At 61.8% G+C, this 21,889-nt stretch carries 23 protein-coding genes; 9 read left to right on the top strand and 14 right to left on the bottom strand.

From position 1 onward, the window contains the following. Positions 1-225: 225 nt before the first annotated feature. The 8 genes from AU465_RS35200 to AU465_RS35165 all read right to left on the bottom strand — a co-directional run bounded on the left by AU465_RS35200 (position 226) and on the right by AU465_RS35165 (position 7,698). On the bottom strand, positions 226-519 hold the full coding sequence (locus AU465_RS35200) for a DUF1330 domain-containing protein (RefSeq protein WP_192257966.1): 294 nt from the start codon (positions 517-519) through the stop codon (positions 226-228). Positions 520-603: 84 nt separating this feature from the next. Then, complete coding sequence (locus AU465_RS35195) at positions 604-1,968, bottom strand: MmgE/PrpD family protein (protein WP_192257964.1); 1,365 nt, start codon at positions 1,966-1,968, stop codon at positions 604-606. Between the two features lie 13 nt (positions 1,969-1,981). Further along, positions 1,982-2,794, bottom strand: a complete 813-nt coding sequence (locus AU465_RS35190; RefSeq protein ID WP_192257962.1) for an HpcH/HpaI aldolase/citrate lyase family protein — start codon at positions 2,792-2,794, stop codon at positions 1,982-1,984. Continuing rightward, complete coding sequence (locus AU465_RS35185; RefSeq protein WP_192257960.1) at positions 2,788-3,627, bottom strand: HTD2 family dehydratase; 840 nt, start codon at positions 3,625-3,627, stop codon at positions 2,788-2,790. Before AU465_RS35185 ends, AU465_RS35190 begins: the two co-directional genes overlap by 7 nt. A gap of 12 nt (positions 3,628-3,639) precedes the next feature. After that, complete coding sequence (locus AU465_RS35180) at positions 3,640-4,767, bottom strand: CaiB/BaiF CoA transferase family protein (RefSeq protein WP_192257958.1); 1,128 nt, start codon at positions 4,765-4,767, stop codon at positions 3,640-3,642. Beyond that, positions 4,760-5,500, bottom strand: a complete 741-nt coding sequence (locus tag AU465_RS35175) for an NAD(P)H-dependent oxidoreductase (protein ID WP_192257956.1) — start codon at positions 5,498-5,500, stop codon at positions 4,760-4,762. The genes AU465_RS35180 and AU465_RS35175 overlap by 8 nt, the downstream gene beginning before the upstream one ends. Positions 5,501-5,510: 10 nt before the next feature. Continuing rightward, positions 5,511-6,659, bottom strand: a complete 1,149-nt coding sequence (locus tag AU465_RS35170; RefSeq protein ID WP_192257954.1) for an acyl-CoA dehydrogenase family protein — start codon at positions 6,657-6,659, stop codon at positions 5,511-5,513. Positions 6,660-6,762: 103 nt separating this feature from the next. After that, on the bottom strand, positions 6,763-7,698 hold the full coding sequence (locus tag AU465_RS35165; RefSeq protein WP_192257952.1) for a LysR family transcriptional regulator: 936 nt from the start codon (positions 7,696-7,698) through the stop codon (positions 6,763-6,765). 102 nt (positions 7,699-7,800) lie between these two features. Between AU465_RS35165 and AU465_RS35160 the strand changes: the two genes are divergently transcribed. The 5 genes from AU465_RS35160 to AU465_RS35140 all read left to right on the top strand — a co-directional run bounded on the left by AU465_RS35160 (position 7,801) and on the right by AU465_RS35140 (position 11,746). Beyond that, on the top strand, positions 7,801-8,373 hold the full coding sequence (locus AU465_RS35160; protein WP_192257950.1) for a thiamine pyrophosphate-binding protein: 573 nt from the start codon (positions 7,801-7,803) through the stop codon (positions 8,371-8,373). Between the two features lie 5 nt (positions 8,374-8,378). After that, entirely contained in the window at positions 8,379-8,966 is a 588-nt protein-coding gene (locus tag AU465_RS35155) for a thiamine pyrophosphate-dependent enzyme (RefSeq protein ID WP_192257948.1), read from the top strand. Positions 8,967-8,974: 8 nt separating this feature from the next. Continuing rightward, positions 8,975-10,453, top strand: coding sequence for an aldehyde dehydrogenase (locus tag AU465_RS35150; protein WP_192257946.1), 1,479 nt, complete (start codon positions 8,975-8,977; stop codon positions 10,451-10,453). Positions 10,454-10,514: 61 nt separating this feature from the next. Beyond that, the gene (locus tag AU465_RS35145) at positions 10,515-11,294 is read left to right on the top strand and encodes an SDR family NAD(P)-dependent oxidoreductase (protein ID WP_192257944.1); all 780 of its coding nucleotides are present in this window, start codon (positions 10,515-10,517) and stop codon (positions 11,292-11,294) included. Positions 11,295-11,299: 5 nt separating this feature from the next. Next, positions 11,300-11,746, top strand: a complete 447-nt coding sequence (locus AU465_RS35140) for a VOC family protein (protein ID WP_192257941.1) — start codon at positions 11,300-11,302, stop codon at positions 11,744-11,746. A 208-nt stretch (positions 11,747-11,954) separates the two neighbouring features. On the opposite strand, the gene AU465_RS35135 is transcribed toward AU465_RS35140, so the two are convergent. Next, positions 11,955-12,836, bottom strand: a complete 882-nt coding sequence (locus AU465_RS35135) for a LysR family transcriptional regulator (protein WP_192257939.1) — start codon at positions 12,834-12,836, stop codon at positions 11,955-11,957. Between the two features lie 99 nt (positions 12,837-12,935). Between AU465_RS35135 and AU465_RS35130 the strand changes: the two genes are divergently transcribed. Beyond that, positions 12,936-13,925 (top strand): quinone oxidoreductase family protein, encoded by a 990-nt coding sequence (locus AU465_RS35130; protein ID WP_192257937.1) that lies wholly within the window; start codon positions 12,936-12,938, stop codon positions 13,923-13,925. A 134-nt stretch (positions 13,926-14,059) separates the two neighbouring features. After that, complete coding sequence (gene rutC / locus AU465_RS35125; RefSeq protein ID WP_192257999.1) at positions 14,060-14,434, top strand: pyrimidine utilization protein C; 375 nt, start codon at positions 14,060-14,062, stop codon at positions 14,432-14,434. A gap of 280 nt (positions 14,435-14,714) precedes the next feature. Here the strand turns inward: rutC and AU465_RS37985 are convergent, their stop codons facing one another. Genes AU465_RS37985 through AU465_RS35100 form a run of 5 tightly spaced genes read right to left on the bottom strand, consistent with a single transcriptional unit; the run spans position 14,715 to position 19,479 of the window. After that, a complete protein-coding gene (locus AU465_RS37985) occupies positions 14,715-15,128 on the bottom strand; it encodes a DUF4865 family protein (RefSeq protein WP_192257935.1) in 414 nt (137 codons plus the stop codon). Further along, positions 15,085-16,362 carry a 3-oxo-tetronate kinase gene (otnK, locus tag AU465_RS35115; protein ID WP_192257933.1) on the bottom strand — a complete coding sequence of 426 codons (1,278 nt, stop codon included), beginning with the start codon at positions 16,360-16,362 and terminating at the stop codon, positions 15,085-15,087. Before otnK ends, AU465_RS37985 begins: the two co-directional genes overlap by 44 nt. Next, a complete protein-coding gene (gene otnI / locus AU465_RS35110; RefSeq protein WP_192257931.1) occupies positions 16,359-17,171 on the bottom strand; it encodes a 2-oxo-tetronate isomerase in 813 nt (270 codons plus the stop codon). The genes otnK and otnI overlap by 4 nt, the downstream gene beginning before the upstream one ends. A gap of 17 nt (positions 17,172-17,188) precedes the next feature. Further along, entirely contained in the window at positions 17,189-18,136 is a 948-nt protein-coding gene (ltnD, locus tag AU465_RS35105) for an L-threonate dehydrogenase (protein WP_192257997.1), read from the bottom strand. A gap of 29 nt (positions 18,137-18,165) precedes the next feature. Next, complete coding sequence (locus tag AU465_RS35100) at positions 18,166-19,479, bottom strand: MFS transporter (protein WP_192257929.1); 1,314 nt, start codon at positions 19,477-19,479, stop codon at positions 18,166-18,168. 231 nt (positions 19,480-19,710) lie between these two features. On the opposite strand from AU465_RS35100, the gene AU465_RS35095 reads away from it, so the two are divergent. Together AU465_RS35095 and otnC are read left to right on the top strand one after the other, a co-directional pair. Then, complete coding sequence (locus AU465_RS35095) at positions 19,711-20,703, top strand: LacI family DNA-binding transcriptional regulator (RefSeq protein ID WP_192257927.1); 993 nt, start codon at positions 19,711-19,713, stop codon at positions 20,701-20,703. Beyond that, positions 20,700-21,365, top strand: coding sequence for a 3-oxo-tetronate 4-phosphate decarboxylase (gene otnC, locus AU465_RS35090; protein WP_192257925.1), 666 nt, complete (start codon positions 20,700-20,702; stop codon positions 21,363-21,365). Before AU465_RS35095 ends, otnC begins: the two co-directional genes overlap by 4 nt. The last annotated feature ends 524 nt before the right edge of the window (positions 21,366-21,889 follow it).

The raw sequence follows: 21,889 nt of genomic DNA, 5'->3' as shown, positions 1-21,889 counted from the left end.
TCGGTGTCGGCATGGGTACTTTTCTGTCGCCGATAGGAGTGAACAAATCGGTGTTTCGGCGGTGTCGAGCAAGAAATCTCACAGGCCGGCGGGCTGAGTGCCGGCCGACCCTAGTCTAGCGCGTGGTTGAGGTGGGCGGCCTCGATCGGAGATTACGCGTTCCGGAACGGGACCATCATTCACCTCCAATGAGCACGAGACAGTGTGCTCGGTTGACGATGAGGCCTAGACGAGTTCACCTTCTACAAGGAGGAGTTCGCGCTTCGAAGCTTGAAGAGCAAACCGCCTGGCTTCTTCGTAGGCAGGGTCGCTGTGGCAAGCCTTGGCGAGCTCGAACGACGGGAACTCGACGACTGTGACCCGGTTTGCATCGCGCGCCTCCTTCAGCTGGGGTGGAGTTTTCAGAGGATTGAGGCGCGCTTGATACTTCTCGCTGATGGGCTTCCACAATCTGCCGTACTCACTTTGCGCTTCTTGATCCGACACCTCGGTTCCGATGATTAGCCAGTATCCCTTCATTTGCGTTCTCCTGCTGACCAGTGCTGGTGCAAGGCCGGTCGATGGCGTCTATGGAGTGACATCGCCTATCGGCAGTGGTTGAGTTCAGGATATGCGCAGTCCTGTCAGGCGATCGAGGTCCCAGATTCGGGCTATATAGGTACGCATCTCGTCGGCGGTGGCGCCGCCTCGGAATTCGGCAAGCCGTATTGCCTTGGCCTCCAGTTCCTGCCTGGCGAGCGTGTTGCCCGGATCACCCTTGGGTTCGTCGACGCGTGAGAAGAGCTCACGTCCGTCAACGGTCGTGATGCTTACTTTCCCCACCCATTGCTTTGGATAGAGCGTGTCGACCTCTTGGTCGAATTCCATGCGCACCTTCGAGCGGAAAGCCGCAACGTCGTGGTCGCCAAGCGCATGGCGTTCGAAGGCGTCGAGGTCGGCGACGCCCAGCACTGCGATCAGGCCCAGCACCGTGCCCATGGAAAACTTCGCCTGGTGGACCGTTTGGGGAATGTCCACTGCGCCCAGAACATCAATGGCGCCCTGGTGGACATGGGTCACCACCTCGACGATATCGCCGGCGCCAAGCCCTTCACGGCGCATCAGATGCTGAAGGGCATCGGCGGCGGGATGAGTGTGCCGGCAGGAAGCATGCCATTTGAAGGACGTTTCTTCCGTCGCCCAGCGGCTGCCGAGACCGTCAGTCAGCCGGGCCGGATCGGCATCGCTGGACATGCCGGCCGCCATCCCCTTCTTGCCCTCGAGAATCTGCGAGGCGCCCTTGAAACCATCGCGCGCTAGATAGGCTGCGGTCAGGCCATTGGTGGCGGCTCGCGCGGTATGGAGCTGCTTGGAATCGGCAGCGTCGCGCAGGAATTCCCAAAGGCCGGCGGCCTGGGTGCCGGCTGAGCCGAGCGCGTGGTTGAGGTGGGCTGCGTCCAGCCCGAGCAGCTTGCCGACGGCTGCGGCCGCCGCCACCGCTCCCGCCGTGCCGGTCGTGTGGAAAATCTCGTAATGCGAGCGGCCAAGGAACTCGCCGACGCGGATCCCCACCTCATAGCCGGCGATGCAGGCAGTGAGGATCTCGCGCCCGTTTTTCTTTTCCGCCTCGGCGACAGCCAGGAGGGCTGGAAAAACCACGGCCGCTGGATGGAAGACCGAGCCATTGTGAACGTCATCCTGCTCCACGACATGCGAAGCAGCGGCGTTCACCATCGCCGCGAAATAGGGGCTGGTTCGCCGCCTCGTCGGGACGACGGTGCTCGGGCCATCGGGCGGCCCCATCGCGCGAGCGAAGCTTTCGATGATCTCGACCTGAGGGGCGCCTTTGCCGGCGAGGGCAGAGCCCAGCCAGTCGATCATCAGTCCCTCGGCGAACTGAACGACGCGCGGGGGAATTCGCTCGAAGTCGAGCTCGGCGACGAAGGTGCAAAGTCTGGCGGTCGGCCAATCTTCCTTCTCCAGGGACATCGGCGTGCCCTCCTTAAATCGGGGCAGTGAGGCGAAGTATCCGCCTTGCCCGCTCGATCACCGGCCGATCGACCATTTCGCCGTTCACCTGGAGGGCCCCGCCGGAAGAGGCCGCCTCGATGATGCCTTGAGCCCAGCTGACCTCCTTCTCGCTCGGACGAAAGGCGCGGCCGATCGGGTCGATCTGCTTCGGGTGGATCGCCATCTTGCCGCCGAACCCCATCTTCATTGCGTGGCGCGCGTCGTCTTCCGCGACTTCGGGACTGCCGAGATCGGCCGCTATGCCATCGATCGGGGCGGAGCGGTTTGCTGCACGCGAGCGCCACACGATTTCGCTACGCGCCGCTAGCAGGCTCAACCGGTCGTGCGCACAACCAAGATCGAGTGCGAAGTCGAGCGAACCGAAGGCGATCGCCGTGACACCGGGCGAGGTCAAGATACCCGTCAGACTCGCTAGTCCGGAGACGCTCTCTACCAGAGCGATGACATTGACAAAGCGTCCGATGCGCAGGGTCATATTGGCGATGTCTTCAGGGTGCTCGGCCTTGGGCAGCATGACGGAGATGCCCGCGAGGTCTCGCAGGGCCTCGATATCGGTGGCGTGCCAGGGCGTGCCGACGGCGTTGATGCGCACGATGACGGGAGATTTCAGTGCGCCGGCGTGAGCGACGACTGCTTCCCGTGCCCGGGCTTTGTCGGTGGGCGCCACGGCATCCTCAAGATCGAGAATAACCGCGTCCGCGCCGCTGTCGTCGGCCTTTGCAAACCTGTCCGGCCGCGAGCCCGGCACGAAAAGTGGCACGACGGGCGTCACGAAGTTCACCATTGCGCTGTGGCCTTCACCGTCACATGTCCGTCCGATGCCCGCACTTCCATGTCCATGTTGCCCTTTCCGCGGGCCGTTCCGCTCAGAAGCAAGGTCTGCGGGCCGATCGCCGGACGCACCCCGCGAAAGGAGAAACTGCGTGGCGCTTGGCCGGCTATGACGGCGGCGAAGTTCATGAGCAGCGTCGCCTGGAGCGGACCGTGGATGACGAGCCCGGGATAGTGCTCGACGCCCGTGGCGTAGGGCACATCGTAGTGGATGCGATGCCCGTTGAACGTCAGCGCCGAGTAGCGGAAGAGCAGCACCGGATCGACGTCGACGATCCGCTCGTGCGATGCGCTCAGCCTGGGTGTGGCCGGCTTCGCTGGAGGCGCGGTTCCAGCTTCGGCCGCGCAGTAGACGATGATCTGGTCCTCCTCGACCACTGGGCCGGCGGCATTGGAAATCTCGTGGCGGACGGTGACGAAGGTGAGCCGTCCGGTGCGGCCCTGCTTTTCCTCAACCGCGCTTAGCGTCGAGCGGCGGCGGATCGTGTCGCCGCCACGGATCGGCGCCAGAAAACGCATGTCGCTGCCTGCCCACATGCGCCGCGGGAGCGGCACCGGCGGCAGAAAGCCGCCCTTGGCTTGATGTCCGTCCGGACCCAGTTCGCTTGCGTCGGCAATATCAGGCGTCAGGCACCAGTGCAGGCCGGGCGGGGCCTCGTCGCGACGCACCACGTGAGGGCCGAGCGAGGCCTCGAAGCTGGCCAGAAGGCGGGGGGTCACGATGTCCTCGACCTGGCGGGCCTGTCCAATCCATTTCTGCAGAGTCGCGCTCGAATCCAAGCTCATGCAACGTCCTCCTTAGGCCGCGAATTCGGATCGGATCCGATCCGTGTCGGCGCCAAGGGCAGGAACCGTGGGGATTGTTTCGAAACCTTCCGGTCGCCCTGCCGGCGTCGGTACAGCAACGCGATTGCCGTCGGGTAGCGCCACATCTGTCCGACGCAACGCCTTGTGACGCGGTAGGTCGCGCATCTCACTTACCCGACCCCAGGCGATCTGCGCCTCATCGAGGCGGCGGATGGCCTCGTCGTGGTCGATCGATGCGAAAACCGGCTCAATCTCGGCGTCGAGCGCCACGCGATTGGCGACACGCCAGGCATTGGTGGCGAAGCGTTCGTCGGCGAATAGATCCTGCCTTTGCAGCACAATTCCGCAGAAGCGCTTCCATTCGCTGTTTTGCTGGATTGATACGACCACCGCGCCACCTCTGCACACGTAGGGCCGGTAGGGATAAATCGAAGCGTGCGAAAGCCCATATCGGTTGGTCTCGCGCCCCGCATATTCCTGGTGCAGTAGCGGCACGGCCATCCAGTCAGCCATGCCGTCGAACATCGCAATCTCGACAACGCGGCCGCGCCCCGTCCTCTCGCGAGACAGCAGGGCTTCTAGAATTGCTGCATGAGCGTTCATGCCGGTAGCGATATCGGCGGCCGAAACCCCAATTTTGCACGGCGTCTCTGGTGTTCCGGTCACCGCGCAGATGCCGCTTTCGGCTTGCACCAACATGTCGTAGGCGCGCATCGCCGCATAAGGTGTGTCCTGTCCGTAACCGACGATGTTGATCGTGATCAGACGAGGGAATTTCTGCGTAATAACCTGGGCGGAGAGGCCGAGCCTGTCGATTGCGCCTGGCGCCAGGTTCTGCACGAGAACATCAGCCCGTGCCACCATGCGGTGCAACAGAGCAAGATCTTCCTTGGCTTTGAGGTCGAGCGCTACGCTTTCCTTCCCGCGGTTCAGCCAGACGAAATAGGCCGACATGCCTTCCACGGCGCTGTCGTAGTGGCGCGCGGTCTCGCCTTCCGGTCGTTCGATCTTCACGACACGCGCGCCACCGTCGGCGAGGCGGACCGTGCACAAGGGAGCGGCGACCGCCTGCTCGATCGAAACGACGAACAGGCCTTCCAGCGGGCGGGCGTCAGACATTGCGCTGCACTCCGGAACGGGCGATCACGCCCGGCTTCAACCGCTCGTTCTCGCCGTAGTCTTGGGCCGGATGGAAGAACAGCCGCGGCGTGTCGTCGATTTCCTCCAGCCGCTTTCGATAGGCCTTCAGGTAGGCCTGGCGGCCTTCCTCGCCGACACGGCCCGGCATATAGGCGACGAAGGGCGGAAGGACGTCGAAGCCGGCGTAGCGCAGGAGGCCGTTGTGAACCGGCCACAGCACCGTGAGGATATCGCCGTCGATGCCGTCGGGCGCGTAGGTGTCGGCCGAGGTGCCGGTGGTGGCGGCCACCATGGCGAGCTTTCCCTTGAACGCGCCGGTGTCGTACTTGCGGCCCGGCAGATAGGCGAAGCCGCGTGCGAAGACGCGATCGGCCCAGCCCTTGAGGATGGCGGGCATGCCGAACCACCAGATGGGAAACTGGAAGAGCACGAAGTCCGCTCGTTTCAGCTTTTCGATCTCGGCATTGATGTCGGCCGACAACCGGCCCGCCACGTAGGCCGCGGTCTGCTCGCGCTGTAGGCTGAAGAAAGTCGGGTCGTTTCGCTCGCCGGTTATATCGCTCGGGCCGGCGACAGGGTTGAAACCCATGGCGTAAAGGTCGCTGACCACCACTTCATGGCCGGCGCCGGCCAGGGTCTCCAAGGCGAGATCCCGCATGGCGCCGTTGAAGGATTTCGGTTCCGGGTGGGCGTAGACGATGAGGACGTTCACGGAGACCCTCCTAGTAGGAACGCGGCAGCCCAAGCACGTGCTCGGAAAGGAATGACAGGATGAGGTTGGTGGAGATCGGCGCGACCTGGTAGAGGCGTGTCTCGCGGAACTTGCGCTCGACATCGTACTCTTCCGCGAAGCCGAACCCGCCATGCGTCTGGATGCAGACATTGGCGGCCTCGTTCGAGGCGTCGGCCGCCAGCATCTTGGCCATGTTCGCTTCGGCGCCGGGGTTCTTGCCGGCTTCGTAAAGGGTCAGCGCCTCACGCACCATTAGTTCGGCTGCCCGCATGTTGGCGTAGGCCCTGGCGATCGGAAACTGGATGCCCTGGTTCTGGCCGATCGCTCGGCCAAACACATGCCGCTCCTTCGCGTAGACGCTGGCCCTTTCGATGAACCATTTCGCATCGCCGACGCATTCCGCGGCAATCAGGATGCGCTCGGCGTTCATGCCGGAAAGGATGTAGCGAAAGCCCTTGCCTTCCTCGCCGACCAGGTTCTCGGCCGGCACGTGCAAGTCGTCGAAGAAGACCTCGGTGGTAGCGTGGTTCATCATTGTGCGGATGGGCCGGATCGTGAGTCCATTGCCAAGCGCCTCGCGCATATCGACGATCAGAACGGAAAGGCCATCCGTTTTCTTCATGCCATCCTTAAGTGGAGTGGTGCGCGCCAGAAGCAGCATTAGATCTGAATGCTCGGCGCGGCTTGTCCAGATCTTCTGGCCCTTGACCACAAAATGATCGCCGTCGAGCCGCGCGGTGATCTTGAGCGCGCCGGTATCCGTGCCGCTGGTCGGCTCCGTGACGCCGAACGCCTGCAACCGCAGCTGGCCAGCAGCGATCTTGGGCAAATAGCGCATCTTCTGCGCATCTGACCCGTGTCTAAGCAGAGTGCCCATGGTGTACATCTGCGCATGACAGGCGCCGCCATTGCAGCCGGCACGCTGGATCTCCTCCAACACGGCGGCAGCTGCCGAAAGCGGGAGGCCCGAGCCGCCGTACTCCTCTGGGATCAGGATCGAGAGCCATCCGGCTTCCGTCAGAGCTCCGACGAACTCGCTAGGGTATGCCATCTCCCTATCGAGGGAGCGCCAGTACTCGCCAGGAAAGCGCGCGCAAAGCCTGACGACGGCGTCCCGAATATCCTGAAAGTGTTCCATGAAATTTGCTCGACCTTTGCCTTGCTGCAGGTCGCATTATCGTGCGTCAGTGTCCTGTCAGCAACGCAAGGCACGTGTGAGCAGATATACCAAAATTAGATAGTCATGGCGCAGGGCCGAGGAGCTGACCGACCCATACGGCCCGCTCCACAGAATCTTTGACGATATCCTCTATCGCCTGACCGGCGAACCGCGCCAGCCGTGAGGCGGGCCGATCGGCTGGATAGGCAAGGATGAGGCGGCGCACCGGTACCGGATCAATCAGCGGTGCTGCAGTTAACAGGCCGGCGGAGACGTCGGCATGGATTGGGGCGAGCGGCAGGATTGTCCAGCCATGGCCGTTGCGCACGAGGTCTTTCAGCGCGGCGTAAGAGTCCACCTCGATACCAACGTCGAGCGCAATGCCGGATTCGGCGGCGCAGCGTTCGACAATGATGCGCAACCCGTGCTTGAGGCTGGGCATCATCAGACGCCTACCGGCCAGCGTGTCAAACGGTACTGCGCGCACGGTGGAGAAGCCGGCATCGGGCGGGCCGATCAGGAACAGGTTTTCCAGCAGCAGCGGGCGGGAGCGCAGCGATCGCGCCATGCGTGGGTCGTACAGCACCGCAACGTCGACCTCACCGCGATGCAACCAGTCTAGCAAATAGCCGGTATAGGCGCTCACAAGTCGGAGTTTTGCTTTTGGATGGGCTTTTCCAAAAGCAGCTGCCAGAGGCAGCGAGATGATATCCGCGACAGTGGGTGGCAGGCCAATGGCGACTTCGCCGGTCAGCGGCGCGTCGGCCGGGGTAGCGGTGGCGCGAATCTCGTCGATCTCGGCCAACACGCGCACAGCGTGCGCCAGGACCTGCTCGCCCTGCTCCGACAGCACCATTCCGCGGCCGTGGCGAAGGAACAGGGCAAAGCCGAGCTCCTCCTCCAGCATACGCACTTGGCGGCTCAGCGCTGGTTGCGCGATGTGCAGCCGGTCGGCAGCTTTGCTGAGGCTGCCAAGTTCGGCGACGTGGATCAGGGTGCGCAATTGCGATAATTCCATGAGCTATCAAATATCATTATATCTGATCACGAGAAAGAGACGAAGATTGGATCGGAAAACCGCGATACTTTGGTGGCAATCCAATCCTCCGGAGGTCCAAACGTGACGGCCAGCGCACAAGCAAAACAAACGGAAGCAGCCGCGGCTGCTGTTGCACCGCCAGCGTCCGAAAAGCAGTGGCCGGATGAGGTCTATGACGTGCTCAAGGCCGCGGGCATCAGCCAGATGTCTTATGTCCCCGACGCTGGCCATACCACTCTGATCCGCCGTTTCAGTGCCGACCCTGAAGTCGTCACCAACGTGCTGACAACGGAGGAAGAGGGCATCGCCATCGCCGCGGGTTCCTGGCTCGGCGGCAAGCGAAGCGTCGTCCTTATGCAGTCGTCCGGCGTCGGCAACTGCATAAACATGCTGTCGCTTCCGGTGCAGGCGCGCTTTCCGTTGCTCGTCCTGGTGACGATGCGCGGTGAGTGGGCCGAGTTCAATCCGTGGCAGGTGCCGATGGGACAGGCGACGGAGGCTTCCCTGAAGGCTATCGGCCTCATGGTGCTGCGCGCCGAGACTGGTTCCGATCTTGTCGAGACGGTGGCGCAAGCTGCGTCGATGGCTTTTGACGGCGACCAGCAAATTGCCGTGCTCATCGGGCAGCGGCTGCTTGGCAAGAAGAAGTGGTGAACAATATGAGCATGCCGACGATGGACCGCCGGGTGGCGGTGAAGAAACTCCTTGATGCCCGCGACGGGGCATTGGTGGTGACCGGCCTGGGCTCACCAAGCTATGATGTGCACGCAGCCGGCGACCGCGATGAGAACTATTACCTCTGGGGCGCCATGGGGGGGGCCGCGCTGGTTGGTCTGGGAATTGCGCAAGCGCAGCCCGACAGGCGGGTCATGGTGATCACCGGCGATGGTGAGCAACTCATGGCGTTCGGCTCGCTGGCGACAATCTCAGTTGCAAGGCCGAAGAACCTAGACATGATCGTCCTCGACAACCAGCATTTCGGCGAGACCGGCATGCAATCGAGCCACACGGGGCGGGGCATTAGCTTCGACAAAGTTGCCGCCGCTTGCGGGTTCGTAGTGACTGCGGAACTGCGTTCGCTTGAGGAGGTCGACGCGCTGTGTGAGCGGCTGCTCCAACCTGCCGAGGGACCGCGCCTGTTTGTGCTGAAGATCACCGCTGAGAATTTGCCACGATCGCTGCCGCCGCGTGACGCGGTTGAAGTGAAGAACCGCTTTCGCGCCCATCTGGGCTTTGCCACCTGTTGAGGACCAATATGCCACTGGTCAGCTTCCAGAACACGATTGGAGGTCGTCTCCAACCGATCGCCGATACATTCGAGAGCCATGATCCATACACGGGCAGGCCATGGGCGTTGATCCCTCGAAACGGCAAGGCCGACGTTGACGCTGCCATAGCCTCCGCAAAAGCGGCTTTTCGGTCGATGGAATGGGCTGGCCTTACTGCGAGCGCGCGTGGCAAGCTGTTGGTACGGGTCGCCGAGCTGATCGCCGACAACGCCGAGCGCATAGCTGCCATCGAGACCCGCGACAATGGCAAGTTGATTACCGAGATGACAGCGCAACTGCGCTACATCCCCGAATGGTTCCGCTATTTCGGCGGCCTTGCCGACAAGATCGAAGGGTCGGTGCTGCCGATCGACAAAGCGGGCATGTTTGCGTTTACCCGTCATGAGCCGCTGGGCGTCATTGCCGCAATCGTACCCTGGAATTCGCCGCTGCTCCTTCTGACATGGAAGCTCGCGCCGCTGCTAGCGGCGGGCAACACTGTGGTCATCAAGCCGTCGGAGCACGCCTCGGCTTCGACGCTCGAATTCGTGAAACTGTTTGCGCAAGCGGGTTTTCCCCCGGGCGTCGTCAACACCGTCACCGGCATGCCTCAGGATGTCGGCGTGCCGCTCGTCTCCCATCCTGATGTCGCCAAAATCGCCTTCACCGGCGGTGAGCCGGGCGGGCTCGCTGTCTATCGCGCGGCGGCCGAGGGTTTGAAGACCGTCACGCTGGAACTGGGCGGCAAATCGGCCAACATCGTCTTCGACGACGCCAACCTCGACAGCGCGGTCAACGGCGCTGTATCAGGCATCTTCGCCGCCAGCGGCCAGACCTGCATCGCCGGCTCGCGCCTGTTGGTCCATCGCAGGATCCACGATCGTTTCGTCGAAGATGTCATCACGCTGGCCGCCAGCGCCCGCATGGGCAATCCAGCGCTTGCCGAGACGCAAGTAGGACCGATCACTACACAAGCGCAGCGCGAGAAGGTGCTCTCCTATCAGGGCATTGCACGTCGCGAGGGCGCACTGTGTGTGCTGGGTGGTGGAAAGCCGAATGGCGCAGGCCTTGATGAAGGTTGGTTCGTCGAGCCCACCATCTTCACCGGCGTCAACAACACGATGCGCATTGCGCGTGAAGAAGTGTTCGGGCCGGTCCTGTCGGTCATTCCGTTCGATGACGAGGAGGAGGCCTTCGCAATCGCCAACGACAGCCCTTATGGGCTGGCCGCGGGGATATGGACCAGCGACATGGGGCGCGCGCTACGCGGCGCGGCAGCGATGGAGGCGGGTATGATCTGGATCAACTCGTATCGCGCCGTTTCCTACATGGCGCCTTTCGGTGGCTATAAACGGAGCGGCATCGGACGAGAGAGCGGGCAGGAGGCCATAAACGCCTATCTGCAGACAAAAACCGTGTGGATAGACACGGCCGGCAAGACCGCCAATCCTTTTGTGATCCGCTAAGCTCAGGCTCGGCCCAAAGTTGCCCGAAACGATGATGCCCTCACAGACGAAGGAGTTCGCCATGAGACAGACAGGCAGGGTGGCGGTCGTCACCGGAGCTGCACGCGGCATCGGCCGTGCATGCGCCGAACGCTTCCTTGCCGAAGGCGCGAAGGTCGTGCTCGGTGATATCGATGCCAACGAACTGAAGAAGTGCGCTGCCGAAATCGGCACGCCGGAAACGGTCTTGGCCGTGGTCACGGATGTCAGCAGGAAAGACCATGTCGACGCACTGGTCGCGGCCGCGGCGGCCAAATTCGGCCGTGTCGACATCATGGTCAACAACGCCGGCATAGCTCCGGTTCAAGACTTTCTCGACATCAGCGAGGCCGATTACGACCGGGTCCTCGCGGTCAACCTGAAGGGGGCGTTCATGGGCACCCAGGCGGCCGCTCGTCAGATGATTGCGCAAGGCCAGGGCGGCGTCATCATCAACATGTCATCGATCAATTCGGGCCTCGCCAATCCTCGGGTCGCAACCTATGCAATCTCGAAGGGCGGCATGAACCAGGTCACCGGCACCGCCGCCGTCGCCTTCGCGCCTCATGGCATCCGTGTGGTCGGCGTCGGCCCGGGCACAATAGCGACGGAGATGGTGATGGATGGCACGTTCATCGATTCCGAGGAAATGCGCCGCGCGATCCTTTCGCGCACGCCGCTCGGGCGCCTCGGCACTGCGGCGGAGATCGCCTCCGTCGTGGCGTTCCTTGCCAGCGACGATGCATCCTACATCACCGGCGAAACAATCTACCCCGACGGCGGACGCCGCGTGCTCAACTACACGGTCCCGGTAAAAGGGTGATTCAAATGAGCAATTTTGACAAACTGCATCACATCTGCGTCGTCGTCGCTGACATCGACAAGTCACAGGCCTGGTACGAATCGATCGGGATAGGTCCCTGGCAGAGCTATCCTCCGATGACCGGATACACAGATATCGCGGTGCCGAACCTGGACGCGTTCTTCAAGTTGAAATACCGGGTCTGCAACTTGCCAAATTTCCAGCTCCAACTTTGCGAACCAAGCGAGGATCCCAGCCCCCAGCGTACGTTCCTGGACACCAAGGGCGAAGGCGTTTTCCATGTTGGTTTCGAAGTTGCCGACGCCAACTCGGCTGAGGTTGCTTCGAAGGCGCTCGGACTGTCGACGATGTCACGTGGTCGGCGCGACGACGGAACCGGATTCAACTACTACGACACTGCCCAGAAGGGTGGCGTGGTTTTGCTCACCCGGTCGACCCCTCAAGGGAAATAGGCAAGAACGTCACAACAGATGTTGCAAGCTCCGGGCGAAGCGAGTCAGTTCTTGCGCATCTCCGCCTTCGCCCAATTGAAGATGTATTCAAATGGAGCCCCCACTCGAAGGAGCGCCGGTATCGCTGACAGGCGCTGAAGGCTGCGGCGAAACGAGAGTGTTTGCCTCACCGCCCTAGCGTTGTCGCTGTGGCGGTCGCATCCCGAGTTCAAGAAGACGAGTCTTGGAAAGAAGCAAGAGCCTCAACAAGCGCATTCTTGACCAACTCCACGCGCGGCAGGACGACCGCCTGCTCGTGGACCAGCATCCAAAGGTCTCGCGCAAGCTTCGGTGCGTCCTGCAGCAATGCGAGGAGCCCGATTTTCTCCGCAGCAAAACGCGGTAACACAGCGAGGCCAAGTCCCTGCTCAACGGCAGCTATCTGCGCGCTGAACGACGATAGGCGCACGGCCGGCTGCAAGCCGGGGCAAAGTTCGTCCAGCCAGGCCGCCATGGTGAGGTAACGCAGATCCTCCGCCCAACCAATCACGCGGTGGCGGTACAACTCGGCCGGGCTGGCCGGAGTGCCGTGGCGGGCGATATAGGCCGGCGAGGCGTAGAACCCGAATACGACCCGTCCAACTTTGCGTTGGCGATAGCTGCCGCGTTCGGGCCGGATCAGGCGCAACACGATGTCGGCTTCCCCGCCTGTCAATCGCACTGGACGAACGCTCGAATGCATCTCGATCCGGATATCCGGATGGGTTTGCAGGAAGTTGGCAAGACCGGGCAACAGAACCGTCTGTCCGAGAAGCTCAGGAACATCGATTCGGACGGGGCCCGACAGATCACTGTCCTTCTCCCGCGCCATGCGTTCAAAGACACGCATCTGGGCTTCGGCCCTTTCGCCTGGCCCCATCAGATCTTGCCCCGCCGGCGTCAGGTCATAGCCGTCACGGTGAGGACGAAAGAGTTTGACCTGTAGTGCAGCCTCCAGTGCCTCGATGCGGCGAGATACGGTGGAGGGACTGACGTGCAGTTGGCCAGAAGCCGCGCTGAGCGATCTGGCGTTTGCTACCGCAAGGAAAAACTTCAAGTCGTTCCAATCCATTTGGCTTTCCATTTTTGCAAAACTGCATTCCGGAATGGTTTCTCGACAAAACTAGGGATGCAAGGCCATTCTGATCCAAATCTTGCGAGATAAGAAGCCATGTCGAAGCAAACCGAAGCCTTTCGATTTTCCGAATTTGGATCGGCACAGGTCCTCAAGTGGCAGACGCAGACGCTGCCAGATCCTGGCCCGGGAGAGATCCAGATCCGCCATCTCGTGATCGGCGTGAACTTTATCGACATCTACCACCGCCGGGGCGTCTTCGCCGCGCAGCTCCCTTTGCCAAGCGGGCTGGGTGTAGAAGGGGTCGGCATCGTGACCGCTCTCGGCGAGGGCGTCTCGAATTTCGAAGTCGACGACCGTGTCGCGTATGTTGGCGGGCCGCCGAGTGCCTACTCGACACACAGGAACCTGCCGGCGGCCCGTGCTCTGCTGGTCCCGGATGCGCTGGACAGCGAAACCGTCGCCGCTCTGGTCTTTAAGGGGCTTACCGTCGAATACCTGATCCATCGATGTGTGCCGGTCACAGACAAGGACACCGTCCTCTTCCATGCCGCGGCCGGCGGGGTCGGCTCCATCGCTTCGCAGTGGCTGAGGCACATCGGCGCGACCTTGATCGGAACCGTCAGCTCGGACGAAAAAGCGAGGATCGCTCAAGACAATGGTTGCGATCACGCAATCATCTATACCAAAGAAGATTTCAAGGCTCGAGTTGCCGACATCACCGGAGGCAAAGGCGTACGAGTGGTCTATGACTCCGTAGGCGCCGACACATTTGCCAAATCTCTGGACTGCTTGCGACCCCGAGGTACGCTTGTCAGCTTCGGCGAGAGTTCCGGTCCCATCGAGCCCATGAGCGTTGCCTCGTTGGGTGGGAAGGGGTCTCTGTTCGTCACCCGCCCATCTATTGCGCACTACACGGCCGATCGAGGCGAGTACGAGGCGGCAGCGCGGAACCTTTTCGGGGCGATTGAGGCGCGCATAATCAAGGCGCCAAACGTGTCGAAGTACAAGCTCAGCGATGCGATCAAGGCGCACGAAGAAATGGAAGCGCGACGCACGCACGGCTCCGTCATCCTCATCCCGTGATCGGCTGTCGCACCGAGGTGTGGTCCGCCACCAGGGCCAGGCCGCATCGCAGAGAACGATGGGCGACGGCCGACTCTCGCACGGTTCGAAAGTCTGATCTCCAGCAACATAGGCGCCGGGAAACGCCAAAATCGATCGTGGTGCCGGATGGGACCTGTAGACCGATTGCGCCTTATTCTCCTGGCGTGATTGCCGATGGCATCCTCTATGTGTCCGGTACTCTGGCATTCGACAAGGATAACAACGTCGTTCACATAGGCGACGCGGGCGCTCAAACCCGCCATGTGCTGGAAAGCATCAAGGCGGTCATCGAATCCGCCGGCGGCACGCTGGACGACGTGACCATGAACCATATCTTCGTCACCGATTGGTCGAACTGTCAGGCTGTAAACAAGGCCTATGCCGAATACTTCCCTGGGGACAAACCTGCTCGCTACTGCCTTCAGTGCGGCCTTGTGAAACCGGATGCTCTGGTGGAAATCACTACGGTCGCCCATCTCGGTAGGTAGGACCCTGGGAGAGGCGATCGACAGGCGATGTGGTCCGGGGAAGTGAAGCTCGAGATCACACATCGTAGAGACCGATCTTGCCCGATCCCTTGCGCAAAAATTTCCGGAGCACCTCGCAGTGTTTCAAACGGCTCTGGATGTTCCGATCAATCGAGAGCCCTTAACGCGCCACCCGAAAAGCCGAGGACCAGAGCCCGGTGCCAAATTTCTGAGGTGGAGCCGCGAGGCGAAAGCCAGCGCCTCGATTGGGCGCAGATCCCACGATTGATTAGCTATCAAGCTACCAACCCCGGCCCTTCGGAAGCGCATCAATATCCGGCGTGGATGTGTGGAGGATTTCGTAGCGCTCAGCCATTTCATCATCCTGCGGTGGTATGTTCCAAGCTACGAACTGGATGATTTGCCATCTCTGAGCATCCAAAGCCAACGCTGCGGTATGAACATCAGGGTGTGACCTAAGTTTCTCGCCGCGCCTGCAAATGGGTAAACAACGACGGGTGCGCGGTGCGCCCGGAAAGAGTGAGCGTGAAGATCGGAGTGCGTGGCGCTCGAATGCGTCTAGGTGGCGACGCCATGGACGGCTATGAGCCCCAGCACCGTGCCCATGGACAACTTCGCCTGGTGGATAGTTTGCGGAATGACCACGGCGCTCACGCCATGATGGCCAACGCGTCCGCAAAGAAGCGTTCGCCACCGAAGTTACCAGATTTAAGGGCGAGTACCATTTCGCCGTACTGACTTCCCAATGTTCGAAGCACGGGTACGCCCGCCGCGATTTCCGGGCCCAACTCGAACGCTGGAATCGCCAGGCGATCGACGACCGCGCCAGATGTCTCGCCACCGGCAACGACCAGCCTGCGGACTCCCAGCTCGACCAGCCCAGCTGCAATCGTCGCAAGGGCGCGCTCGATAGTGTGGCCGGCCGCCCCCCGTCCATGGCGTTCCTGGAGTCTGGAAACCTCATCCGGGGGCGCGCTGCTGGCAACCAGAATAGCGCCTTTGGCAAGGTGCTCCGTCGCCCAAGTGAGGGCACGTTCTACTGTCTCCAAAGGATCGCTTACCAATTTCTCAGGATCAAGCCTCAGGACAGGCATCGTCTGCTTGGCTTTGGCAACCTGTTTCAGCGTCGCCGTTGAGCAGCTGCCGGCAAGACATGCTGCAGGACCGCTGATCCTCTGGGCCCGTGTTGACCGTTCGTATCGCCGTGCGGCGCCGGCAGCGATCAGGCCCCGGGCGAGACCCATTCCCAAGCCAGATGCTCCGACCGACAGGCGTTGGACTAACGCTGCCGTGCCGATTGCTTCGAGGTCGCTCTCGAAAACGGCGTCGGCGACGGCCGCTCCCGTCCCGTTGGCAGAAAGCTGTTCTAGTCTGGTGCGGATTGCATCCGCTCCCTGAGCGACGGTAGCGAGCTCGACGAGCCCAACCGTCCCGGTGGTCTGCCTAGCCAGCACGCGTACCAGATTGGCATCGCGCATGGGATTGAGAGGATGATCCCTGAGCGAGCTCTCATTCAACGGAACTGCACCGACAAATAGATTGCCCTTGTAGACGGTGCGATCGGTTTCGGGAAAGGCCGGCGTCACCAGAACCGATGTTTCAAGGGCATCAGCGCGCAAGGCATCGAGGACCGGGCCGATATTGCCCGCATCGGTGGAATCGAAGGTCGAGCAAATCTTGTACATCACGTGCGCTGCGCCGCGGGTGCGGAGCCAATCGTGGGCGGCACGGGCGCGTTCAACCGCTTCGGATGCGGCGACCGAACGGATTTTCAGCGAGATGACGATAGCGTCGACTTCGGGTAGCGGCAGGTCAGCCGATGGAATCCCGATGGTCTGAACCGTACGCAAACCTTGTTTCGCCAAGGTGTTCGCCAAGTCTGATGCGCCGGTATAGTCGTCCGCGATGCAGCCAAGGGCGAGGGTCATAGAAGGGCTCCAACGGCTTTTGAGGCCCGGTCGTGCTCTCCGGCAAAGGAGGCGAACCAGCCGAGCCCGTCAAGCGTCTTGGCCTTTGGACGATATTCGCAGCCGACAAAACCGTCATAGCCCAGCCGGTCCAATTCCTCGAAGATGAATCGATCGTCAAGTTCTTCACAGGTGGGTTCGTGCCTTGAGGGAACGCTTGCGATCTGGATGTGGCCGACAATCGGCAACAGCCTCCGCAGAGCCACGGTGACGTCCCCATGCAGGATCTGGCGATGGTAGACGTCGAACTGCAGTTTCAGATTAGGCAACGCCAAATCGCTTATGAGTTGCTCAGCAAAGGCGAAGTCGTTCAGAAAATAGCCCGGCATGTCGCGGCCATTGATGGGTTCGATCACCAGGTCCATGCCGCGATCCGCCAGTTTTTCGGCGGTCCAGGTCACTGCTTTTCGATAGGCATCGACGGCGCCCTTGTCCTCGCGCGAGCCGAGCCCGGACATGAGATGGAGGCGCTGTGCAGCGGTGGCTTCGGCGTAAGCGAGCGCGGTCTCGACACCGGCCTTTAGCTCATCGAAGCGCTCGGGCAACGCCGCAAGGCCGCGTTCGCCTGTAGCCCAATCGCCCGGCGGGAGATTGAACAGGGCCTGGGTCAGACCGTTCCGCTCGAGGCGCTCGCCGATCGCTTCCGGCGTGTGCTCGTAAGGGAACAGGAACTCTACCGCCGTGAAGCCGGCGGCCGCGGCCGCGTCGAACCGGTCGAGGAACGGCCATTCGTTGAACATCATAGTCAGGTTGGCGGCGAAATGGGGCATGGTCGGTCGAGTCCTGGTCAGGTTTTCGTTTCGCCAGGCAGGTCGGTGCCAGTGATGCGCCCGTAGAGCCGGGCAACCGAGGCATCGTCATCTCGCCCCATGCCAGCAGCCGATGTCATCAGGAACATCTGGAGCGCGGCGGCTGCAACCGGCACCGGGAATTTGGCGCTGCGGGCCATGTCCTGGACGATGCCGAGATCCTTGACGAAGATGTCGACCGCGCTTCGCGGCGTGTAGTCCCCGTTAAGCACGTGCGGAACCCGGTTCTCGAACATCCAGGAGCTGCCGGCCGAAGCCGTAATCACTTCATAGACCTTGCGGAGGTCGAGCCCCTGGCGGGCGGCAAACACGATGGCTTCGCTCGCGGCGGCGATATGCACGCCAGCGAGCAGTTGGTTGATCATTTTGAAAGCCGCGCCGATCCCCGGCTCTTCGCCCAATTCGTAGACCTTGGCTGCCATGGCATCGAGCACGGGCCGTGCCTTGGCGAAGGCGGGAGCAGAGCCAGAGGCGAGAACGGTCAGCGCCCCGTCCGCCGCGCGGACCGAGCCGCCGCTGATCGGCGCGTCGAGATAGAGCCCTCCGGTCGCCCCCAGCCGCGCGGCCAATTTGCGAGCGACATCGGGATCCATCGTTGCTGAGGAGACGAAGACAGTCCCCTCGGCCAGTGTCTCGGCAACGCCACCCGCGCCGAAGAGGATGGCTTCCGTCTGCGCGGCGTTGACCACGACTGACACCACGACATCCGCGGCCCGCGCAGCCTGGGCAGGGGTTTGTGCCCCCCGCCCGCCTTCGGCGACGAAGCGCTGAACCAGCGCATCGTCGATGTCGAAGCCAGTCACCTCGAATCCGGCCCGCTTGAGCGACTGGGCCATCCCGAAGCCCATCGAGCCGAGGCCGATCACTGCGACCCGGCTCGCGCTGGTCACAACGGGGTTTTCCTTTTGCACAGCGTGAACAGTCATCATGGAAACTCCATCTTGCTTCGGTCGGGTCACTTGTTGACCAGCTTGGACGGCGTCGTCAGCACCAGGATCGCGCCTGCCACGAGCATGGCGGCGAGCGCGTACATGGCGACGTGCGTTGTCCCGGTCAGATCCTTGAGATAGCCCACAAGGTAAGGGCTGACGAAGCCGGCCAGATTGCCGACCGAATTGATCAGCGCAATGCCCGCAGCGGCGCCGGTTCCCGTCAGAAAGGCTGTCGGCAAAGACCAGAAGAGCGGTGCGCAGGTGATCGCTCCAGCCGCTGCCAGCGACAGGAAGGCGATGGCGATCGTCGGATCTGAGGACGTAGCGGCGACGATGAAGCCGACGGCACCGAGCAGCGCCGGCACGACCAGATGCCAGCGGCGCTCGCGGTGCCAGTCGGCGCTGCGACCGAACAGGTTCATGGCGACGACGGCACAGAGGAATGGGATGGCGCTGATCAGCCCGATGTTGAGATTGCCAGTGACGCCGGTCGCCTTGACCAGGGTCGGCATCCAAAACGTCAGCCCGTATTGGCCCATCACGAAGCAGAAATAGATAACGCACATCAGCCAGACGCGCCCGTCGCGGAATACCCCGGCGACCGAATGCGCCTTCTCCTTGTGGCGTTCCTCGCGCTCGATCTCCTCTTCGAGCACCCGCTTTTCCGCTTCGCTCAGCCACCTGGCGTCGCGGATGCCATTGTCGAGGAAGAAGAAGACGGCGATGCCGAGCAGGATGGCGGGAACGGCCTCGATGAGGAACATCCACTGCCAGCCGGCGAGACCGCTATCGCCGTGGAACGAATCCATGATCCAGCCGGAAAGCGGGTTGCCAAAGATGCCGGATATCGGAATTGCGGACATGAAGACAGCGATGATCTTGGCGCGGCGGTGCGAAGGATACCAGTAGGTCAGGAAGAGGATTATCCCCGGATAGAAGCCTGCCTCTGCGACGCCCAGCAGGAAGCGCAGCAGATAGAACATCGGGGCCGATTCGACGAACATGAAGCCTGCCGAGATCAGACCCCAGGTGATCATGATGCGCGCGATCCACATGCGCGCGCCAACCTTGTGCAGGATGACGTTGCTCGGCACCTCAAACAGGAAATAGCCGATGAAGAAGATGCCGGCGCCAAGGCCGTAGACCGTTTCGCTGAAGCCGAGTTCCGCTGACATGTCGAGCTTGGCGAAGCCGACATTGACGCGGTCGAGATAGGCGACGACGTAACACAGCATCAGAAACGGCACGATGCGCCAGAAGACCTTGCTGTAGGCGATTCTTCGGGTCTCGATTCCTGCCATTGTTTCAGCCGGCAGCGTTGGGGTGAGCACCGTCATTTCATTTCCTCCCTGTTTGATGGCGTTTCTTCGCGGTCTCGCGCCGCTTAACCCCATTTTTGGCAGCGCTTGCATTGTCGGATAGCATGGATTGGCAGCGCTGCCAATGGAAAATGGCAGCGCTGCCAAAATTTGATTGAGTTGGCTGTTGCGACGTGCGAAAACTAAAAGCAGCAGGACGGGTCGGAGGCGGGTTAGGGGCTCGGAAATGGTCGACCAAATAGCCGAGGGATGGGAGCGGGGCCGATGATTACCCTCACCGACGTTGCGCGCGCAGCCGGCGTTGGCGAGAGCACTGCCTCGCGCGTGCTGCGTGGGCATGGATCATTCTCGGCAAAGACGCGCGAGAGCGTTCTCAATGCAGCGACTAGCCTCGGCTATGTGCCGAACCGCATTGCCGGAACGCTGGCTTCCACCGGTTCCAGGCTCGTCGGGATCGTCATCCCCTCGCTCAGCAACATCGTCTTTCCGGACATGCTGCGCGGGGCGAACACAGTCCTCGTCGGCGCCGGCTTTCAACCGGTCATCGCGGTAACGGACTACGAATTACGACGCGAGGAGAGCCTCATCGAGTCGCTCCTGAGCTGGCGCCCCGCCGGCGTCATGGTGGCGGGGCTCGAGCACACCGAGCGCGCTGGCGCAATGCTGCGCAACGCTGGTATCCGCGTCGCAGAACTGCTCGATACCGACGGCGAGGGTATCGACATCGTCGTCGGCTTTTCCAACCGCGAGGCGGGACGCATGACCGCGCGCCATCTGGTTTCGCGCGGCTATCGGCAGATCGGCTATGTCGGCCACGACCTCAGCCGCGACCTGCGCGCCGCCAAACGCTTCGCAGGATTTCGTTCGGCACTTGGCGAGGCCGGCCTCGACCTCGCCGGAGAAGAAATCATCCCCGCCTCGTCTTCGATCCAGGCTGGGCGCGAGGGGCTGGAGCGCCTGCTGGAGCGCAGCACGAGTTTGGACGCTGTCTACTTCTCCAACGACGACATGGCGATCGGCGGCTATTTCCACTGCGTCAGCCGCGGCATCACCATCCCCGACCGGCTGGCGATCTTCGGCTATAATGGTCTCGACGTGGCGCGCAGCGCCCCGCAGCCACTGTCGACTATTCTCACGCCCCGCGTCGCCGTAGGGGAGATGGGCGCGCGGCTGGTCTGCTCTGACGGACCACCGACGGTGGTCGATCTCGGGTTCGAACTGATCGAGGGAGCCACGACGTGACCGACGCGAAGTACAGGGAAGAGATCTGCCGCTTCGGGCGTTCGCTGTTCGAGCGCGGCCTGACGCCGGGATCGTCAGGCAACATCAGCCTGCGGCTGGATGACGGTGGCTGGCTAGTCACACCCACCAATGCTTCGCTGGGATTTCTCGATCCCGCCCGCATCGCCCGGCTAGACGCACAGGGAAAACTAGTCTCGGGCGATGCCCCGACGAAGGAAATCCCTCTGCACACCGCTCTCTACGACACGAGGCCAAGCGCCCGCGCCATAGTTCATTTGCATTCGACCCATGCGGTGGCCATCACCATGCTGCCCGAAATCGATCCCAAAGCGGTGCTACCGCCGATGACGCCCTATTATCTGATGCGTGCCGGTCAGACCGCGCTGGTGCCGTATTTTCGGCCTGGTGACCCGGCAGTCGCTAGTGCCATCAAGGGCCTCGCCGGGCGCTATTCCTCAGTTCTCCTCGCCAACCATGGTCCTGTCGTCGCGGGCGAGACGCTCGAGGCAGCCGTATTCGCCACCGAAGAGTTGGAGGAGACTGCAAAACTCTATCTACTGTTGCGCGGCCTAAACCCCCGCTACCTTTCGCCGGAGCAGGTCAGCGATCTGGTGCGTGTTTTTAGGCTAACATTGCCCAAGCATGACGAGCATGGCCATTAAGCCGCTGTAGACAGCGGCCGTGGGGAACAGTGCCGTTCGCGTTGTCTCTCAGTTGCTCCCTGCTTTGCGTCACGGGAGCATGCGGAACGATACGGGAAGATTTCTGATTTTGGCCCACGAAAAAGCCAACAAAATCAACGATGTTAATACGCCCTCCGGGCCCACCAAAATTCCCATCTAAGTTACTGATTTTATTTATTTATTTTTTCTTTGCCCACGCCATGGACTCGAACCCCTCATAAAATCAAATCTGATTGTGTTCGAGAACGATTTCGGCGCCTGCAGCGAAGTTGATCTTTGAGTCGTTGCGGATCACTGGATTGGACGTGTGGTATGCCCGACTTGGCCCATAGTTGACCTGCGCCAGCCGCATGAGGGCGGCGGCTTTGCGCCGCATGCACGGCTATAGAGGTCAACTTTGCCGCTTCCTGAAAGCCGACATCGCCGGCAGCGACGCTGTACGTCGAAGTTGCGCCACTGAACGAACCCGCTCGCGCGGGAGGGCGCGGGTTTCGAGGTGTGCG

The sequence above is a fragment of the Mesorhizobium silamurunense genome, assembly GCF_014843905.1.
GTDB lineage: Bacteria > Pseudomonadota > Alphaproteobacteria > Rhizobiales > Rhizobiaceae > Mesorhizobium > Mesorhizobium silamurunense.
This window is presented reverse-complemented; position numbering and strand designations above follow the sequence as displayed.

Coding starts and splice junctions, on each gene's coding strand:
- AU465_RS35170 (WP_192257954.1), bottom strand. CDS start 6,659: ATGGAACACTTTCAGGATATTCGGGACGCCGTCGTCAGGCTTTGCGCG.
- AU465_RS35195 (WP_192257964.1), bottom strand. CDS start 1,968: ATGTCCCTGGAGAAGGAAGATTGGCCGACCGCCAGACTTTGCACCTTC.
- ltnD (WP_192257997.1), bottom strand. CDS start 18,136: ATGACTGTTCACGCTGTGCAAAAGGAAAACCCCGTTGTGACCAGCGCG.
- AU465_RS35130 (WP_192257937.1), top strand. CDS start 12,936: ATGTCGAAGCAAACCGAAGCCTTTCGATTTTCCGAATTTGGATCGGCA.
- otnK (WP_192257933.1), bottom strand. CDS start 16,362: ATGACCCTCGCCCTTGGCTGCATCGCGGACGACTATACCGGCGCATCA.
- AU465_RS35180 (WP_192257958.1), bottom strand. CDS start 4,767: ATGTCTGACGCCCGCCCGCTGGAAGGCCTGTTCGTCGTTTCGATCGAG.
- AU465_RS35155 (WP_192257948.1), top strand. CDS start 8,379: ATGAGCATGCCGACGATGGACCGCCGGGTGGCGGTGAAGAAACTCCTT.
- AU465_RS35190 (WP_192257962.1), bottom strand. CDS start 2,794: ATGGTGAACTTCGTGACGCCCGTCGTGCCACTTTTCGTGCCGGGCTCG.
- AU465_RS35140 (WP_192257941.1), top strand. CDS start 11,300: ATGAGCAATTTTGACAAACTGCATCACATCTGCGTCGTCGTCGCTGAC.
- AU465_RS35145 (WP_192257944.1), top strand. CDS start 10,515: ATGAGACAGACAGGCAGGGTGGCGGTCGTCACCGGAGCTGCACGCGGC.
- AU465_RS35200 (WP_192257966.1), bottom strand. CDS start 519: ATGAAGGGATACTGGCTAATCATCGGAACCGAGGTGTCGGATCAAGAA.
- otnI (WP_192257931.1), bottom strand. CDS start 17,171: ATGCCCCATTTCGCCGCCAACCTGACTATGATGTTCAACGAATGGCCG.
- AU465_RS35095 (WP_192257927.1), top strand. CDS start 19,711: ATGGGAGCGGGGCCGATGATTACCCTCACCGACGTTGCGCGCGCAGCC.
- AU465_RS35185 (WP_192257960.1), bottom strand. CDS start 3,627: ATGAGCTTGGATTCGAGCGCGACTCTGCAGAAATGGATTGGACAGGCC.
- AU465_RS35100 (WP_192257929.1), bottom strand. CDS start 19,479: ATGACGGTGCTCACCCCAACGCTGCCGGCTGAAACAATGGCAGGAATC.
- AU465_RS35135 (WP_192257939.1), bottom strand. CDS start 12,836: ATGGATTGGAACGACTTGAAGTTTTTCCTTGCGGTAGCAAACGCCAGA.
- AU465_RS35150 (WP_192257946.1), top strand. CDS start 8,975: ATGCCACTGGTCAGCTTCCAGAACACGATTGGAGGTCGTCTCCAACCG.
- AU465_RS35165 (WP_192257952.1), bottom strand. CDS start 7,698: ATGGAATTATCGCAATTGCGCACCCTGATCCACGTCGCCGAACTTGGC.